Origin of the sequence: Variovorax sp. Root318D1 (assembly GCF_001424835.1) — a bacterium.
GTDB lineage: Bacteria > Pseudomonadota > Gammaproteobacteria > Burkholderiales > Burkholderiaceae_C > Variovorax.
Window position 1 is genome coordinate 88,819 of record NZ_LMCQ01000022.1, and the last position, 17,141, is coordinate 105,959.

The window sequence follows — 17,141 nt, forward strand, 5'->3', positions numbered from 1 at the left end:
CCATGGAGACTACACACCCGCTGCCGTTGCTCGGCGGCCTGAGCGCCGCGCAGTTCATGCGGCGGTATTGGCAGAAAAAACCGTTGCTGGTGCGCCAGGCCATTCCCGCCATGGTGCCACCGATCGATCGGAGCGCGCTGTTTGCCCTGGCCGAGCGTGAGGACGTGGAATCGCGCCTCATACGCCATGGCAAGGCCGGCTGGACGCTCAAGCACGGGCCGCTCGCGCGGCGTGCGCTGCCGCCGTTGAAGCAGCCCGCATGGACCCTGCTGGTGCAGGGCGTCGACCTGCATCACGATGGTGTGAATGCATTGCTGCAGCAGTTCCGCTTTCTGCCCGACGCACGGCTTGACGACCTGATGATCAGCTACGCGAGCGATCAGGGCGGCGTGGGCGCGCATTTCGACAGCTACGACGTGTTTCTGCTGCAGGCGCAGGGCACGCGGCGCTGGTCGATCGGCAAGCAGAGCGACCTGCGCCTTCAGCAAGGCGTGCCCCTCAAGATCCTCGAGCATTTCGAGCCTGAGCAAAGCTTTGTGCTCGAGCCGGGCGACATGCTCTATCTGCCGCCGCGTTATGCGCATGACGGCGTTGCAGTCGGCGACGACTGCATGACTTGCTCCATCGGCCTGCGGTCGTCGGCGGTGGGCGAGCTTGGCGCCGACCTGTTGTCCCGCATGGCGCAGGCCTATTCGGAAGCGCTCGAAGATGCGGGCCCGGCCGAGCTGGCGCGCTATCGCGATCCGTCGCAGCCCGCGGTCGACGCGCCAGCCGCCATGCCGGCCGCGTTGCAGGCCTTTGCGCGCAAGGCCGTCGATGCCGCACTGCGCGACCCCGACGCGATCGACCGTGCCTTAGGCGAATCGCTCACGGAGCCCAAGGCCAATGTCTGGTTCGGCGAAGGCACCGAGGCGCCGGATGCGTTGATCCGCGTGGTGCTCGATCGGCGTACGCGCATGCTTTACGACGCGCGGCACCTGTACATCAACGGCGAGAGCTTTCGCGCGGGCGGGGCCGATGCCACGCTGATGCGGCGGCTGGCCGACCGGCGCGCGCTGGGTCCGCGCGAGCTCTCGCGCGCGAGCGAGGGCGCGCTCGCGCTGTTGGCCGAGTGGTGCGAAGCGGGGTGGGTGCATGCCGAGTGACACGCCGGTGCCTGTGGAGCCCGCCTTGCCCGAAGGCCGCTTCGATGGCCGCGAGGCCTTCGACGGCATCGTGCGCGCGGCGCTCGAGAACGCGGCGCGGCAGGGCTGGCAAGAACTGGTTCTCAGCGACCCCGACTTTGCCGATTGGCCGCTGGGCGAGCGCGCCAGCATCCAGGCGCTCCAAGCTTGGTCGGCCACTGGCCGCCGCTTTGTTCTGCTGGCGCAGCGCTTCGACGTCATCGAGCGTGCCCACACGCGCCTCGTGCCGTGGCGGCGCATGTGGGACCACATCATTGAATGCAGGGCGGTCCGGCCGGCAGCGGGCAGCCCGGGCGTGCCGAGCGCCATCTGGACGCCCGAGTGGTTTGCCCACCGTGCCGATCCCGAGCGCAGCCGCGGCGTGTGCGGCTTCGATCCGCGTGCGCGGCGCGAACTTCGCGAAACCATTGATGAGTCGTGGCGGGCGGGGCGGCCGGCGTTTCCAGCATCGACCCTGGGCTTGTAAGCCAATGCCGCGAATGAGGCTGCGAGACATCAACCAGCGGTAATGCGGGTCTAGAATTTTTTCGTTCAGATATCCATCGCCAAAGGAGTTTCCATGAAAAAGTCGTCATCCGTCCTGCTCGCTTCGTTGATCGCCGCCGCCGCACTCGTGGCTTGCGGAAAGAAAGAGGAAGTCGCGCCGGTCGTTGTGACCCCTCCGCCCGCTCCGGTGACCGAGCCTGCGCCTCCGGCGGTTGTGGTGACACCGGCGCCGTCGACCGATTCCGCGGCCACGGCACCGTCGCCGAGCGCCTCGGCGGCCCTGGATGCAGCCAATGCCGCGACCGAGGCTGCCAAGAAGAACGAAGCGCCCAAGCAGTAAGCAAGTTCAGCTTGAGGCGTTTCATGCGCCTCGGCAAAAAGCCGCCCTCGGGCGGCTTTTTGCATGGTGCTCGGAAGAAGCAGGGCGGGCCGCGCCCTCAGACGTCCAGCCAGGGCGACCCTTCCGACGCACTGGCCGTGAGCATTTCGGCCTCGTGCCCGCCAAGGGCGTCGGCCATCAGGCGCCGCACGATCTCAGGACGGTTGTTCTGTTCACTCAGATGCGCCGCGACCACATGGCGCAGGCCGTCGTGGCGCACCGCGCGTGCAATGTCCGCGGCCGCCGTGTTCGATAGGTGGCCATGCTTGCCGCCCACGCGCAACTTGAGAAATGCCGGATAGGCCGAGTTGGCCAGCAGATCGCTGTCGTGGTTGAACTCGAGCAGCAGCGCGTGCACGCCGCTGAGCCTGGAAAGCACATGGGCCGTGGCATGGCCTAGATCGGTGAGCACGCCCAGGGTGCGGGCGCCGTCGGAGCAGCGAAGCTGCAGCGGCTCGCGCGCATCGTGCGGCACGGTAAAGGGCCGCACCGCGATGTCGCCGACCGCAAACTCCGAATCGTCCCGCGCGAGGTTGAGCCGGCCTTCGAAATCCCGCCCGCCCGTGGCAAGCCAGGTGCCTTCGCTCATCCAGACGGGAATGCGGCTGCGCCGCGACAGCGAATGGGCGCAGCCGATGTGGTCGCCGTGTTCGTGGGTGACGAAGATCGCGTCGATGTCGCCGGCCATGAGGCCCGCCTTGGCAAGCCGCAGATCGAGCTGCTTCAAACCGAAGCCGCAGTCGATCAGGAGCCGCGAGGTTCGCCCGCCGCTGGTCGCTTCGACCAGCGCGGCGTTGCCCGTGCTGCCGCTGCCGAGGCTTCGGAAGCGGAGCATGCGGCTTACTTCAGGTCGTCGGCAATGACCTGGACGATGCGCTGTGCGTTGGCCGAGGTTTCGGGCGCGCCGGATTCGTTCAGGACCGATACGGTGGTGCTTTCGCCCTGGCCGCCCTTCACGAGGATGCGGAACTTGATCGGCGCCTCGTTCTTGCTGGAGCTGCTGAACAGCTTGCCGAAGAAGCCAGGTTCCTTCTTGTCCGGGTTCGGCGTCACGTAGCGCACGTAGTAGATGCCGGCGGTGCGGTCGCGGTCTTCCACGGTGAAGCCGGTGCGGTCGAGTGCCAGGCCCACGCGGCGCCATGCGCGGTCGAAGCCTTCGCTGATTTGGACCACAGGCTGGCCGCTCACGGTGGCGACAGTGGCGGTCTTGGTCGGCGCGGTGGTGGCGGCCAGGATCTTCGACTGCTCTTGCGAGACGCCGAGCTTGACCATCAGGCGGCGCAGGAATTCGGTTTCGAGTTCAGGATCGCTCGGGCGGGGCTGCCACACGGTCTGGTCCTGGCGGCTGTTGTTGTAGACCTCCTGCATGCCCCGGTGGCTGATGAAGATCTCGGTGCCGGTGGGCGTGCGCTCCAGGCGGGTACGGAAGCGGTCGAGTTCGCCGGTCGAGTAGACCGAATCGACCAGCTTGCCCAGCGTGCCGCGGATGATGTCCTGCGGCAGCTTGGCGCGGTTCTCCGCCCAATCGGTTTCCATGATGCCGAGGTTGCGCTGCTCGGTGGTCAGGAGGAAGCCGCTTTCCTGCCAGAAGTCTTTCACCGGGTCCCAAAGCTGGTCGGGCGAGCGGTTGATCACGATCCAGCGCTGCGTGCCCGAGCGCTCCATGCGCACGTCGCCGATGTTGGCCACCGCGGTTGGAATGCCTGGCGCGTTGGCCACGCCGGCCTGGTAGGCGTTGGCCGTGACCGAGCCGCCTGGCACCGCATAGCGGTTTTCGCGCGAAAGCTGCGACAGGTCGGGCGGAACTTCGAGCGTCGGGGCCTTGCCGGCGCTCTTGTAATCGATCTTGTCGCTCTCGAGGACGGAGCAGGCGGCGAGGCTGACAACGATTGCCAGCAGTGCGAATCGCGAGATGTGCGAAAGGTTCTTCAACGTCGTCTTCCTTGTTGGAATGGGTTCGGTCAATCTAGGGGCCGCATTGCCCGCACTCTCTGAGCACGGTTCGGGCAAAAGGTTGCTTGACCTTGATGCGGTAGGCGAAAAAGAAGTACGGGAGGTGTATGGGAGCGGCGGACCGGCTCAGCCCTTGAGCAGGCCGGTGGCACGCAGGGCGGCCTCGACCACGGGGCGGTTCGATTCGGCCAGTTCGGTAAGCGGCAGCCGCAGCGTGCCCCCGCACAGGCCGAGCCTGGACATGGCCCACTTGAGCGGGATCGGGTTGGGCTCGACGAAAAGATGACGATGCAGCGGCATGAGCTCGAACTGGATCTCCATGGCGCGCCGCACGTCGCCTGCAATGGCCGCAACACACAGCTCATGCATCTTGCGTGGCGCAATGTTGGCCGTGACGCTGATGTTGCCCTGGCCGCCGCAGAGCATGAGGGCCACGGCGGTCGGGTCGTCGCCGGAATACACGGCAAAGTTCTTGGGAAGGTCGCGGATGAGCCACTGCGCGCGCTCGATGTTGCCGGTGGCTTCCTTGATGCCGATGATGCCCGGCACCTGCGCAAGGCGCAGCACGGTGTCGTGCGCCATATCGGCTACGGTGCGGCCGGGCACGTTGTACAGCACGGTGGGCAGGTCGCCCACGGCTTCGGCAATGGCCTTGAAGTGCTGGTACTGGCCTTCTTGCGTCGGCTTGTTGTAGTAGGGCACGACCTGCAGCTGCGAGTCGGCGCCCACGCCCTTGGCGAAGCGGGCGAGCTCGATGGCTTCCTTGGTCGAGTTGGCGCCGCAGCCGGCCATCACGGGCACGCGGCCCTTGGCCTGCTCGACCGCCACGCGGATGATTTCGCAATGCTCTTCCACGTCGACCGTGGGCGATTCGCCGGTGGTGCCGACCACGCCGAGGCAATCGGTGCCTTCGTCGATGTGCCAATCGATCAGCCGGCGCAGGGCGGGATAGTCGACACTGCCGTCGTCGTGCATCGGCGTGACGAGAGCGACGATGCTGCCTGTCAGTTGCTCCAAGGGGAATCTCTCTGTCGGTGGACGAAAGCGCAGATTCTACTTACTCCGGGTTCGGCGGAAACCGGCCCTCCGGCAGGGTCAGTTTCCTCGCAGCTGAAGGCGTGGGGGCTGGGCCGGATCGGCCTCGCCGGCACGTACGGCGGCAATGCGCTGGACGAAGCGCGGCGGCTCGTCCAGAAAGCCGTCTTCATAGGCCACCACCCGCAGTTCCCGGCAGGCTGCCAGCAGTTCGCCCGGCTGCAGCAGGAAGTCCGGACGCGAGGGCTTGCCCACGCTTTCGTTACCGGCGGCAAAGGTTTCGTAGAGCAGCACGCTGCCGGGCGCGACCGCGGCCACGATGTCCGCCATGCGCGGCCTCCACAGGTAATTGGTGACGACCACCGCGCCGAAAGTCTGGCCGGCGAAGGGCCAGGGGCCGGACTCGATGTCGGCGGTCAGGGTGCGGCCGTAGGCACTTGCGGCCTGGGTGGCCTCCGGTGAGCGATCGACGCCGGTGACCGGATGTCCGCGTCCCTCGAACCATTGCATGTGCCGCCCCTGGCCGCAGGCCACGTCGAGCACCGTGGCGCCGGGCGCGAGCAGGTGCGACCACTTCACGATCCATTCCGAGGGCGCCAGTCCGGCGTGCGGGTTTGCCATGTCTTTCATGGCGATCAGAAGCAGGACCAGACCTGGTCGACCAGCGTCACGAGAAAGCTCGGGTGAACGTAGAGCGCGAAAACGCCGCCCAGCACCGCCAGCGCCGCGGCGAGCGAGCCGGCGTGCACGAGGCGGTGGCGCAACTGCGAAGTCATGTATCGGTCCATTCTCTGTCGTCAGCCCGGCACCGCGGCCGGCTGGGCGCCGCGCGCAATGGCGCTTTCCTTGACCGGCAGGTTGATCAGCGCCGCGAACACGCCCAGGGCAATGGCGATGTACCAGACGATGTCGTAGCTCCCGGTGGTGTCGTACAGATAGCCGCCGAGCCAGACGCCGATGAACGATCCCACCTGGTGGCTCAGGAACACGAAGCCGCTGAGCATCGACAAGTGCGACACCCCAAAGATGCCCGCGATGATCGCATTGGTGGCGGGCACGGTCGAAAGCCAGAGAAAGCCCATCGCCGCAGAAAACACATACACGCTGAGCGGCGAAATCGGCACCAGCAGGAACAGCACGATCGATACCGCCCGCGCAAGGTAGATGGCCGCCAGGATCTTGCGCTTGGCCAGCTTCTGCCCCAGCAGCCCCACCGTATAGGTGCCGAACACGTTGAATAGCCCGATCAGCGCCAGCGCATAGCCCGCCACGTCGGCCGCCAGGCGCTGGTCGCGCAGGTAGGTGGGCATGTGGATGCCGATGAACGCCAGCTGGAAGCCGCAGACGAAATACCCGGCCATCAGCAGGCCGAAGCTTGGGTAGCGGAAGGCCTCGCCCACCGCCTGCAGCACCGATTGGTCCCGGTGCCCGGCCAGCGCCCCGCGCTGCGGTTCGCGCAGGCCGAAGGCCAGCGGCACGATCACCAGCGCCAGCACCGCCACCACCGCCAAGGCGGTCTGCCAGCCAAGAGTGCCGATCAACCGGCCCTCGATGGGGGCCATCAGGAACTGGCCGAACGACCCCGCCGCCGCTGCCACGCCCATGGCCCATGAGCGGCGTTCGGCCGGAATCTGACGCCCGATAACGCCGTAGACAACGGCATAGGTGGTGCCCGCCTGCGCCGCGCCGATCAGCACGCCAGCGCTCAGCGTGAACAAGAGTGGCGTGGGCGAATACGCCATGCCCAGCAGGCCCAACGCATAGAACGCCGTGCCCGCGATCAGGACCCGGAAGGCCCCGAAGCGATCGGCCACCATGCCTGCGAACACGCCGAAGATGCCCCACGAGAGGTTCTGGACTGCCAGCGCAAACGAGAAGGTCTGACGCGTCCAGTCCTGCGCCTGCGTGATCGGCTGCAGCCACAGGCCGAAGCCGTGGCGAATGCCCATCGAAAGCGTGACGATCATGGCGCCGCAGATCAGCACTTGCTTGACCGAGAGAGTGGGGGCGGAGGCTTGCATGGCGTCGAATGTAGCGACTTGCATCCCTTGGCAGTCGAAGGGGCCCCAAGCCATTGATGATTTATGGCGGGTGCTTTGATGCGCTCCAGGCATCAAAGCGAACGGAAGTTGCGACCGCCGTCGAAATTCGATGGCATGGAGCTGCGGTCGGACGATGCTGCTGTATGGGTATCCAGTCATTTGGATTCGACTGACTACAATCCGCCCCCATGGCGACTCCCCTCAAGACTCCCCCCAGCCCATCGTCCGCGTCCTCGGGCTATTCGGAAGGTTCCATCCGCGTGCTCAAGGGCCTGGAGCCCGTGAAGCAGCGCCCGGGCATGTACACCCGGACCGACAACCCGCTGCACATCATCCAGGAAGTGCTCGACAACGCCGCCGACGAGGCGCTGGCAGGCTACGGCAAGAAGATCAAGGTCACCCTGCACACCGACGGCTCGGTGAGCATCGAAGACGATGGCCGCGGCATTCCGTTCGGCCTGCACCCCGAAGAAAAAGCGCCGGTGGTCGAGCTGGTGTTCACCCGACTGCACGCGGGCGGCAAGTTCGACAAGGGCTCGGGCGGCGCCTACAGCTTCTCGGGCGGCCTGCACGGCGTGGGCGTGTCGGTCACCAATGCGCTTTCCAAGCGGCTCGAGGTCGTCTCGCACCGCGAAGGCTCGGTGGCCAAGCTGGCTTTCAGTGCCGGCGACGTGATCGAGGCGCTCGAAATCCGCAAGCTCGAAGCCGGCGAGCGCCGTCAGGGCACCACCGTGCGCGCCTGGCCCGACGCCAAGTACTTCGAGACCGCCGCGCTGCCCATGAGCGAGCTCACGCACTTGCTGCGCAGCAAGGCCGTGCTGATGCCGGGCGTGAGCGTCACGCTCACGGTCGAGAAGACCAAGGAAACGCAGCAGTGGCTCTACAAGGGCGGCCTGAGCGACTACCTGATGCAGACGCTCAGCGGCGACCCGGTGATTCCGCTGTTCGAAGGCAGCGGCCATGCCGACAAGAACGCTGACAACTTCGCCGAAGGCGAGGGCGCCGACTGGTGCGTGGCCTTCACCGAAGACGGCCAGCCAGTGCGCGAGAGCTACGTCAACCTGATCCCCACCAGCGCGGGCGGCACGCATGAAAGCGGCCTGCGCGACGGCCTCTTCACGGCGGTGAAGGGTTTCATCGAACTGCACTCGCTGCTGCCCAAGGGCGTGAAGCTCTTGCCCGAAGACGTGTTCGCGCGCGCCTCGTACGTGCTGAGCGCCAAGGTGCTCGACCCGCAGTTCCAGGGCCAGATCAAGGAACGGCTCAACTCGCGCGATGCGGTGCGGCTGGTGTCGAGCTTCGTGCGCCCAGCGCTCGAACTGTGGCTCAACCAGCACGTCGACTACGGCAAGAAGCTCGCCGAACTGGCCATCAAGGCCGCGCAGACGCGCCAGCGCGCCGGACAGAAGGTCGAGAAGCGCAAGGGCTCCGGCGTGGCCGTGCTGCCCGGCAAGCTGACCGATTGCGAGAGCAAGGACATCAGCCACAACGAAGTCTTCCTGGTCGAGGGCGACTCGGCCGGCGGCAGCGCCAAGATGGGCCGCGACAAGGAAAGCCAGGCCATCCTGCCGCTGCGCGGCAAGGTACTGAACACCTGGGAAGTCGAGCGCGACCGGCTCTTTGCCAACACCGAAATCCACGACATCTCGGTGGCCGTGGGCGTCGATCCGCACGGCCCCAACGACTCGCCCGATATGAGCGGCCTGCGCTACGGCAAGATCTGCATCCTCTCCGATGCTGACGTGGATGGCTCGCACATCCAGGTGCTGCTGCTCACGCTGTTCTTCCGGCACTTTCCGAAACTCATCGAAGCCGGCCACGTGTATGTCGCAAAGCCGCCACTTTTTCGCGTGGACGCCCCGGCGCGCGGCAAGAAACCGGCTTCCAAGGTCTATGCCCTCGACGAGGGCGAACTGACCGCCACCCTGGATAAACTGCGCAAGGACGGCGTGCGAGAAGGCGCCTGGAGCATCAGCCGCTTCAAGGGCCTGGGTGAAATGAGCGCGGAACAATTGTGGGAAACCACGCTCAATCCGGACACCCGGCGCCTGATGAAGGTGCAGCTGGGGCGCTTCGACTTCACGTCCACCCAAGGGGAGATCACCAAGCTCATGGGCAAGGGCGAGGCAGCGGCTCGGCGCGAGTTGATGGAACTGCGCGCCGACGATGTCGACATCGATGTTTGATCACCCTCGTGAAAATTTCAGATTTCATGCGTCCGTTGTTCCTGGCCTTGCTGCTGCTCTGCACGCAGCACGGGCTTGCGCACGCCGCTGACATCTACGGCTACGTCGACAGCAAGGGCGTGGCCCATTTCGCAGCCGAAAAGATCGACGAGCGCTACCAGATCTTCTTTCGCCGCGGCCAGAGCTTCGACACCTCGCAGGGCGTGGCACCGTTCGGACGTGGCGGGCGCAAGCTCGATGGGAAGGTGCCGCAAGCGTCGCAGACCCTGCTCGCTCTTTTCGAAGCCTCGCCCAGCTACAAGACCGCGAAGGCCGCGCTGCGCGATGCGGCGGACAAGCATTCGATCGACTACGAATTGCTGCAGGCGCTGATCGCCACCGAGTCGGGCTTCGACGCGCAGGCTGTTTCGCCCAAGGGCGCGATGGGGCTCATGCAGCTGATGCCGGGCACGGCGCAGCGCTACGGCGTCTCGGCGGACAAGCGCAGCAGCATCGAAAAGAAGCTGTTCGATCCGCGCATCAACATCGCCGCCGGCTCGCGCTACCTGCGAGACCTGATCGCCATGTTCCCGGGCCAGATCGAACTGGCGCTGGCCGCCTACAACGCGGGCGAGGGTGCCGTGCAGCGTGCAGGCAACAAGATTCCTAATTACAAGGAAACGCAGAACTACGTGCAGACGGTGCTACAGCTGTATGCCTACCTCAAGCCGTCGGCGGCGCTAGGGGGTGGAGGCGGCAGCAGCGCGCGCGGCGGCAAGGCGCCGGGACGCATCCGCATGGAGCTCACGGTGCCGAAGGGCGGCGCTCTTGGCCGTGGCAACCTGCCGCCCGATTCACCCACCGGCATGCCGACCATGCCCGAAATGCCCGAGCAGCCGACGGTATCGGACGGCGCGGCGGAAGTACCGCTGTCCTGAACATGCCGCATCCGCGCTTTCGTCGCCGATCACTGGGTTGAGCGCATAAAAGGCGCACGGCCCGACAACTGTTTTTCTTTTTCTCTTCTCCATGGACTCCCAACCTCCGCTCGATCTCCAGGGTCCCACCGACGGCGACACCACCCTCACGCTGGCCGACTACGCACAAACTGCCTATCTCGAATACGCGCTCAGCGTGGTCAAGGGCCGCGCGCTGCCCGACGTGTCCGACGGCCAGAAGCCGGTGCAGCGGCGCATCCTCTATTCGATGTCGCGCATGGGCCTGGGCTTTGGCGGCGCCAACGGCACCGTGGGTGCCAAGCCCGTCAAGAGCGCGCGCGTGGTGGGCGACGTGCTCGGCCGCTTCCATCCGCACAGCGACCAGGCGGCCTATGACGCGCTGGTGCGCATGGCGCAGGATTTTTCGCAGCGCTACCCGCTGGTCGACGGCCAGGGCAACTTCGGCAGCCGCGACGGCGACGGCGCCGCGGCCATGCGCTACACCGAGGCGCGCCTTGCGCGCATCACCAGCCTGCTGCTCGACGAGATCGACGAAGGCACGGTCGATTTCATTCCCAACTACGACGGCAGCACCGAAGAACCGCGCCTCTTGCCCGCGCGCCTGCCGTTCACGCTGCTCAATGGCGCCAGCGGCATCGCAGTCGGTCTGGCCACCGAAATCCCGAGCCACAACCTGCGCGAGATTGCCGATGCCTGCGTGGCACTGATCAAGGCGAACGGCAAGCTCAGCGACGAGGAGCTGCTGCAGATCGTGCCCGGGCCCGACTACCCCGGCGGCGCCCAGATCATCAGTGGCCCGGCCGACATCGCCGACGCCTACCGCACCGGCCGCGGCTCCCTCAAGGTGCGCGCGCGCTGGAAGATCGAGGACCTTGCGCGCGGCCAATGGCAGCTCGTGGTCAACGAACTGCCGCCCGGCGTCAGCACGCAGAAGGTGCTCGAAGAGATCGAGGAAATCACCAACCCCAAGGTCAAGGCCGGCAAGAAGGCGCTCTCAGCCGACCAGACCCAGCTGAAGGCCGCGATGCTCTCGGTGCTCGACGTGGTGCGCGACGAATCCAGCAAGGACGCCGCGGTGCGCCTGGTGTTCGAGCCCAAGACCTCGCGCATCAGCCAGGAAGAATTCATCACGACGCTGCTCGCGCAGACCTCGCTCGAAACCTCGTCGTCGATCAACCTCACGATGGTGGGCATCGACGGCAAGCCCACGCAGAAGTCGCTGCGCCAGATGCTCAACGAGTGGATCGCGTTCCGCGAGATCACGGTTGAAAAGCGCTCGCGGCATCGGCTCAACAAGGTGCTGGAGCGCATCCACATCCTCGAGGGCCGGCAGCTGGTGCTGCTCAACATCGACGAGGTGATTGCGATCATCCGCGCGGCCGAGGACCCGAAGGTCGCACTCATCGCGCGCTTCAATCTCAGCGAACGCCAAGCCGAGGACATCCTTGAAATCCGCCTGCGCCAACTCGCGCGACTCGAGGCCATCAAGATCGAGCAGGAGCTGAAAGGCCTGCGCGAAGATCAGAAAAAGCTCGAAGACATCCTCGGCAGCCCGACCGCGCTGCGCCGCCTGCTGGTGAAGGAGATCGAGGCCGACGCCAAGACCTTCGAAGACCCGCGCCGCACGCTGATCCAGGCCGAGAAGCGCGCCGTGGCCGAAGTCAAGGTGGTCGACGAGCCCGTCACCGTCATCGTCTCGCAGAAGGGCTGGGTCCGCGCGCAGAAGGGCTGGGCAAGCGAGAAGAACGGCACCAACGGCTCGGCAGCGCCCGAATACAGCTTCAAGTCCGGCGATGCGCTTTACGGCGCCTTCGAGTGCCGCAGCGTCGACACGCTGCTGGTCTTCGGTAGCGCCAAGGACAAATCTGTGCGCGTCTACACGGTGCCCGTGGCGTCACTCCCAGGCGCGCGCGGCGACGGCCAACCCGTGACGACGCTCATCGAACTCGATGCCGGCACGCACGTCACGCACTTCTTCGCAGGCCCGATGGGCGCGAGCGTGCTGCTGGCCAACACCGGCGGCTACGGCTTCATCGCCACCGTCGAGAACATGATGTCGCGCCAGCGCGGCGGCAAGGCCTTCATCGACGTGGGCGAGGGCGAGCAGCTCTGCCGGCCCTCGCTGGTGGGCGGCGCGAGCGGCGCGGAGCCGATGCCGGCGGCCACGCACGTGGCCTGCGCCTCGACCGGCGGCCGCATCCTGACCTTCGACATCACCGAGCTCAAGAGCCTGCCCAAGGGCGGCCGCGGCCTCACGCTGATCGACCTGGAAGCGAAGGACACGCTGGCGGGCGCCGCGGCCTACACGCGCAGCGTGAAGATCGAAGGTATCGGCCGCGGCGGCAAGGAGCGTGACGAGATGCTGGAGATCCGCACGCTCAACAACGCACGCGGCAGCCGCGCGCGCAAGGGCAAGGCGGCCGACCTCGGCTTCAAGCCGGCCAGCATCGTGCGGGTGCTGTGATGGGCGGCATCGACATCAGCGTCATCGGCCTCTTCATTGCGGTGGTCACCGGCCTTGCCAGCTTCTGGTTCGGCCGCCGCATGCGCATGAAGCGCGGGGCCAAGCAGCGCGAGAAGGACCGTATCGCGGCGCAGGCCAACGAAACCCGGCAGCAGCGCCGGGCGCGCGAGCGCAAGGAACGCAACTAGAGGGCTGTTGCAGGCCTCAGTGCAGGCCCTGCCACCAGCGCTCGTTGGTGCGCGCCTTGCCCACCGTCAGCACTTCGCCGATCACCGGCGTCGCCAGTTCGATCTTCTTGGCTTCCGACAGGTCCGCGATGCGATCGAGCGGATCGTGCCAAGTGTGGAAGGCGAGGTCGAAAGTGCTGTTGTGCACCGAATAGAGCACCTTGCCGCGCAGGTCTTCGAAGGCCTGCACGCTCTGCTCGGGCGTCATGTGCACCGCGGGCCAGTAGGCGTCGTAGGCGCCGTTTTCCATCAGCGCCAGGTCGAAGCCGCCGAAGCGCTCGCCGATCTGCTTGAAGCCCGGGAAATAGCCCGAGTCGCCGCTGTAGAAGATGCGCTGGTCGCCGCTTTGCACCACCCATGAGGCCCACAGCGTGCGGTCGCGATCGGTCAGCGTGCGGCCCGAGAAGTGCTGCGCCGGCGTGGCGGTGAGCTTCACGCCATCGTGTTCGCCGCCTTGCCACCAGTCGAGCTCGGTCACGCGCTCCGCGGGCACGCCCATGGCCACAATCCGCGCACGCACCCCCAGCGGCACGAAGTAGTGCTTCACGCGCTGCGCCAGGTACTCGATGGTGGCCACGTCGAGGTGGTCGTAGTGATCGTGGGAAAGGATCAGGCCTTCGATTGGCGGCAGCTGCTCGAGCTTGAGCGGCGGCTTGTGGAAGCGCTTGGGCCCGGCGAAGCTGAACGGCGAGGCACGTTCGCTGAACACAGGGTCGATCAGCCAGTATTTGCCCTGCAGCTTGAGCAGGTGTGACGAATGGCCGAGCCGCACCACGTGGTTGGCTTTGTTGTCGAGCGCGTCCAGGTCGGCGGTACTCAGCATGCGCACCGGAATCGGATCGACCGGCACGGTGTCGATCTTGCTGCCGACGATGAAGCGCGACCAGATGCGCCATGCGCTGGCGGAGGGCTTGACTTCCGGGTTCGGCAGATTTTGAAAGGTGCAGCCCTTGAACTGCGGCGATGCGTCGTAGCGTGCTCCGCATCCACTGTTGCTGGTGCAGGCGGCCACCAGCGTGCAACTGGCCGCGAGCAGCAAGGTGCCACAGCGGCGAAAGCTGCGCTGGAGGAGATTCGCGGGGCGGGCGTCTTCGTTCATGGGCTCGGGTGTGGTCGGGTTTTGCGGCGCGAGCTTAGCCCGGGCGCCGCGCCGAATGGTTTCAACGGCAGAAACATTCGGCGCAAAGGGGCATTCCCGCCGCACGCCACCTGTCGTATGCCATGCGTTCTATGGATGGCAGCGGCATGGCCCGGCACACTGCGAAGCGCCAAGTTTCGCGGACTACGAAAAGGCGCACACACCATGAGCAGCAACCGCTATCCCATCATCTACGTGCGCGGCTACGCCATGACCGAAGCCGAGCGCGACGACACCGCCGCTGATCCGTTCTGCGGCTTCAACGTGGGCTCCACCGTGTACCGCGCAACGGTGAAGAAGGAGGCACCTGCGCAGAAGTTCGTCTTCGAATCTCCGGTGGTACGGCTCCTTGCCGACTACCAGTACCAGAGCGTCTACCAGAACGGCTTGGACATTCTCGATAACGACTGGAAGCCCTCCCCCGACGAAACCGGCAAGGACGTGGACGGCATTCCGGCTGCATCCATCGTGATCTACCGCTACTACGACAGCGGCTCCGAGTTGCTTGGCGATGGCAAGTCGCGCGACGTGAAGATCTATGCGCAGGGCTTGAGCAAGCTGATCCTTCGCGTGCGCGATCTGGTGGCGCAGCGGGAGGGTGACGCCTTCTCGCCCGCGGACTTCCGCTGCTACCTGGTGGCGCATTCGATGGGCGGGCTGGTGGTGCGGGCCTTCCTGCAGAACCCGGCGCTCGGCGATGCGGCGGCGCGGGCCTGCGTCGACAAGGTGTTCACCTATGCCACGCCGCACAACGGTATCGACATGGGCGGCGTCAACGTGCCGGCCTGGCTCACGGCCAACGAGATGAACACCTTCAACCGCGAGAGGATGTCGGAGTTCCTGGACACGGCACCGATCGACGGCCGCATGGACTACCTGCCGGCCTCCGCCTTCCCGGCCGAGCGCATCTTCTGCATGGTGGGCTCCAACCGCGGCGACTACGAGGCTGCCAAGGGTCTTTCGCGCATGTTCGCGGGCCACGGCAGCGATGGGCTGGTGCGCATCGAGAACGCCTCGCTCTGGTCCATCGACGAGGCCAAGCGCAGCAAGCCCGTGGCCACTGCCTACGCGTTTCGTTCGCACTCGGGCTACTTCGGCATCGTCAATTCCGAGGAGGCCTACCAGAACCTCGTGCGCTTTTTGTTCGGAGACGTGCGCGTCGATCTCTGGTTCGACGTCGACGGCGTGACTCTGCCGCCCGACCTGCCCAAGGATGCCGACGTCGATGCGCTCTACCAGGTCGAACTGCTCGCCTCGCCGCGCGGCAAGCGCTGGTACCTGAGCCGCCGTGTGGCCGAGGAAGACTCGCCCGCCTGCCGCACGCACAAGGAGCTGACCGACCCGGAAAAGCCGGAGCGCCGCTCGGTCTATCTCTCGACCGTGTTCCTGGCCAACAAGGCGCGCGTGAAGCAGGACCGGCCGACGCTGGCCTACGCCATGACGCTGGGCGTCCGCGTGCCCGACTACCAGGTGAACAAGAAGTTCTGGCTCGACGGCCACTACGAAGGCAGTTCGCTGTTCCGCGACACGCTGGTGGTCGAGATCGCGCCACCTCGGGCGGACGATTCGGCGCAGAACTGGAACGTCAAGTACGGCTGGCAGACCGACACCGCGGGGCAGGCGTCGCTTCCGATCAGCCCGAAGCAGCTGGCCAACGGCAAGCTGCAGTTCATCGTGCCGCTTTCCAGCCTGGGCGCGGCACCGGCGGCCCCCGGCATCAGCGGCAAGGTGCGGCTCGAAGTGAGCGCCTGGAGCTGAAACGGGACCCCGAAAGCGGGCTCGCGGGGCCATACTCGGCCATCCAAGGTCCTGCTTTCCATCCATCATGAAAACTGCCGTTCTCGTCATCGACATGCAGCGTGGCCTCTGCGACGATCCGCCTCGCCCTCACGAGGCCGGCGAAGTCGTGCAGCGAATCAATGCGCTCACCGAACGGGCGCGCGCCGCGGGCGTGCCGGTGGCCTTTATCCAGCATGAGAACGCCGTCGACCTGGAATTCGATTCCGAGCGCTGGCAGCTGGCCGATGCGCTGCACGTCGATGCGGGCGACACGAAGATCCGTAAAACGACGCCTGACTCGTTCCTGCGCACGCCGCTCGAGGCCTGGCTGACCGGGCAAGGGGTGCAGCGCGTGGTGATCTGCGGCTACTCGTCGGAGTTTTGCGTGGATACCACTGTGCGCCGTGCCGCCGGGCTGGGCTACGAGGTCACGCTCGCGGCCGACGCGCACACCTCGCACGACAAGCCGCACGCCACGGGCGCTTTCATTCGCGCACACCACAACGCCACGCTGCCGGACATCACGAGCTTTGGCGTGCCGATCCGCGCGGTCGACAGCGCGAAGATTACGTTCGGCGAGTGAGCGCCGCTACGGCATGCGCCCGGTGGAGAGCGCGCAGGCCCAGTCCGGACGCGCGTGCTCCAGAGCCAGTGCAGCCATGGCCGCGTGGTCATACGGCACGGCAATGAGCGTGGAGATCCAGGCGCCTGCCGAACGCTCGACGATGGCATAGCGCGCATCCGGCGAACCTGTTTCGACAGCGTGCGGGTAGGGATGGATATCGTCATACGCTGGCAGGCCGACGCTCCCCGGATTGACGATCAGCTGCCCGCTGGAAGCGCGTGCCACGCGCGGCACATGCGTGTGACCGCACGCGATCAGCTCTGCATCGACCTTGCCGAGCCGCGCGTCGATTTCCGGCATGGTTGCCGCCCGGAAGTTCGAGGGCTCGACGGTCTCCAGAAAGTACTCGAGATCGCTCGCTGGCGTGCCATGGCAAAGCACGACTTCAGGACTGAAGCGAAGGCTCGGCCCTAGAGATGCCATCCATTCGAACTCCTTCTCGCCGAGCCGCGAATGCGCAAACTCGTCCGAAGGTCCTCGCCGGCCGGACGGCAGGGTAAGAAGCTGGCGCTCATGGTTCCCGGCAAGATGAACCCAGTCCTGGGCCATCAGGAACTGCGCAGTCTCCAGCGGCATCAGCGGACCCGAGAGGCTGTCGCCCAGGTTGACGATGGCGTCCACGCCGCGGCGGCGGATGTCCTTGACCACGGCCTTCAGTGCAGGAAGATTTCCATGAATGTCGGAGACGATCGCAATGCGCATTCG

Annotated in this window: 17 protein-coding genes; 9 read left to right on the forward strand and 8 right to left on the reverse strand. The window is 66.1% G+C overall.

What is annotated here, in order from left to right; genetic code table 11:
* Nucleotides 1-2 precede the first annotated feature (2 nt).
* From ASC78_RS20265 to ASC78_RS28090, 3 genes are all read left to right on the forward strand, one after another.
* Complete coding sequence (locus tag ASC78_RS20265; protein ID WP_055805322.1) at nucleotides 3-1,145, forward strand: JmjC domain-containing protein; 1,143 nt, start codon at nucleotides 3-5, stop codon at nucleotides 1,143-1,145.
* The gene (locus ASC78_RS20270; protein ID WP_082517606.1) at nucleotides 1,135-1,650 is read left to right on the forward strand and encodes a hypothetical protein; all 516 of its coding nucleotides are present in this window, start codon (nucleotides 1,135-1,137) and stop codon (nucleotides 1,648-1,650) included. The genes ASC78_RS20265 and ASC78_RS20270 overlap by 11 nt, the downstream gene beginning before the upstream one ends.
* A gap of 93 nt (nucleotides 1,651-1,743) precedes the next feature.
* Entirely contained in the window at nucleotides 1,744-2,010 is a 267-nt protein-coding gene (locus ASC78_RS28090) for a hypothetical protein (protein ID WP_055805325.1), read from the forward strand.
* Nucleotides 2,011-2,107: 97 nt separating this feature from the next.
* On the opposite strand, the gene ASC78_RS20280 is transcribed toward ASC78_RS28090, so the two are convergent.
* The 6 genes from ASC78_RS20280 to ASC78_RS20300 form a co-directional block, all read right to left on the reverse strand.
* The gene (locus ASC78_RS20280; RefSeq protein WP_055805328.1) at nucleotides 2,108-2,884 is read right to left on the reverse strand and encodes an MBL fold metallo-hydrolase; all 777 of its coding nucleotides are present in this window, start codon (nucleotides 2,882-2,884) and stop codon (nucleotides 2,108-2,110) included.
* A 5-nt stretch (nucleotides 2,885-2,889) separates the two neighbouring features.
* Nucleotides 2,890-3,981, reverse strand: a complete 1,092-nt coding sequence (bamC, locus tag ASC78_RS20285) for an outer membrane protein assembly factor BamC (RefSeq protein ID WP_055805333.1) — start codon at nucleotides 3,979-3,981, stop codon at nucleotides 2,890-2,892.
* A gap of 147 nt (nucleotides 3,982-4,128) precedes the next feature.
* Nucleotides 4,129-5,052 carry a 4-hydroxy-tetrahydrodipicolinate synthase gene (gene dapA / locus ASC78_RS20290; RefSeq protein ID WP_443082739.1) on the reverse strand — a complete coding sequence of 308 codons (924 nt, stop codon included), beginning with the start codon at nucleotides 5,050-5,052 and terminating at the stop codon, nucleotides 4,129-4,131.
* Nucleotides 5,053-5,097: 45 nt separating this feature from the next.
* Complete coding sequence (locus ASC78_RS20295; RefSeq protein WP_055805336.1) at nucleotides 5,098-5,667, reverse strand: class I SAM-dependent methyltransferase; 570 nt, start codon at nucleotides 5,665-5,667, stop codon at nucleotides 5,098-5,100.
* Nucleotides 5,668-5,672: 5 nt separating this feature from the next.
* Nucleotides 5,673-5,813, reverse strand: a complete 141-nt coding sequence (locus ASC78_RS27740; RefSeq protein WP_200934340.1) for a hypothetical protein — start codon at nucleotides 5,811-5,813, stop codon at nucleotides 5,673-5,675.
* Between the two features lie 21 nt (nucleotides 5,814-5,834).
* Entirely contained in the window at nucleotides 5,835-7,058 is a 1,224-nt protein-coding gene (locus ASC78_RS20300) for an MFS transporter (protein ID WP_055805713.1), read from the reverse strand.
* Nucleotides 7,059-7,267: 209 nt separating this feature from the next.
* On the opposite strand from ASC78_RS20300, the gene ASC78_RS20305 reads away from it, so the two are divergent.
* The 4 genes from ASC78_RS20305 (at nucleotide 7,268) to ASC78_RS20320 (ending at nucleotide 12,855) form a co-directional block, all read left to right on the forward strand.
* Nucleotides 7,268-9,265 (forward strand): DNA topoisomerase IV subunit B, encoded by a 1,998-nt coding sequence (locus ASC78_RS20305; protein ID WP_055805340.1) that lies wholly within the window; start codon nucleotides 7,268-7,270, stop codon nucleotides 9,263-9,265.
* 26 nt (nucleotides 9,266-9,291) lie between these two features.
* Nucleotides 9,292-10,182, forward strand: coding sequence for a lytic transglycosylase domain-containing protein (locus ASC78_RS20310; RefSeq protein ID WP_055805716.1), 891 nt, complete (start codon nucleotides 9,292-9,294; stop codon nucleotides 10,180-10,182).
* Nucleotides 10,183-10,273: 91 nt separating this feature from the next.
* Nucleotides 10,274-12,667, forward strand: a complete 2,394-nt coding sequence (gene parC, locus ASC78_RS20315) for a DNA topoisomerase IV subunit A (RefSeq protein ID WP_055805343.1) — start codon at nucleotides 10,274-10,276, stop codon at nucleotides 12,665-12,667.
* Entirely contained in the window at nucleotides 12,667-12,855 is a 189-nt protein-coding gene (locus tag ASC78_RS20320) for a hypothetical protein (protein ID WP_055805346.1), read from the forward strand. The genes parC and ASC78_RS20320 overlap by 1 nt, the downstream gene beginning before the upstream one ends.
* 16 nt (nucleotides 12,856-12,871) lie before the next feature.
* Here ASC78_RS20320 and ASC78_RS20325 read toward each other — a convergent pair whose 3' ends face one another.
* The gene (locus tag ASC78_RS20325; protein WP_055805348.1) at nucleotides 12,872-13,993 is read right to left on the reverse strand and encodes an MBL fold metallo-hydrolase; all 1,122 of its coding nucleotides are present in this window, start codon (nucleotides 13,991-13,993) and stop codon (nucleotides 12,872-12,874) included.
* Nucleotides 13,994-14,197: 204 nt separating this feature from the next.
* Here ASC78_RS20325 and ASC78_RS20330 point away from each other — a divergent pair, with 204 nt between their 5' ends.
* Nucleotides 14,198-15,790: an esterase/lipase family protein gene (locus tag ASC78_RS20330; protein WP_055805351.1), complete on the forward strand. Its 1,593-nt coding sequence runs from the start codon at nucleotides 14,198-14,200 to the stop codon at nucleotides 15,788-15,790.
* Between the two features lie 67 nt (nucleotides 15,791-15,857).
* Nucleotides 15,858-16,394: a cysteine hydrolase family protein gene (locus ASC78_RS20335; RefSeq protein ID WP_055805354.1), complete on the forward strand. Its 537-nt coding sequence runs from the start codon at nucleotides 15,858-15,860 to the stop codon at nucleotides 16,392-16,394.
* 6 nt (nucleotides 16,395-16,400) lie between these two features.
* Here ASC78_RS20335 and ASC78_RS20340 read toward each other — a convergent pair whose 3' ends face one another.
* Entirely contained in the window at nucleotides 16,401-17,138 is a 738-nt protein-coding gene (locus tag ASC78_RS20340; RefSeq protein WP_055805357.1) for a metallophosphoesterase family protein, read from the reverse strand.
* Between the last annotated feature and the right edge of the window lie 3 nt (nucleotides 17,139-17,141).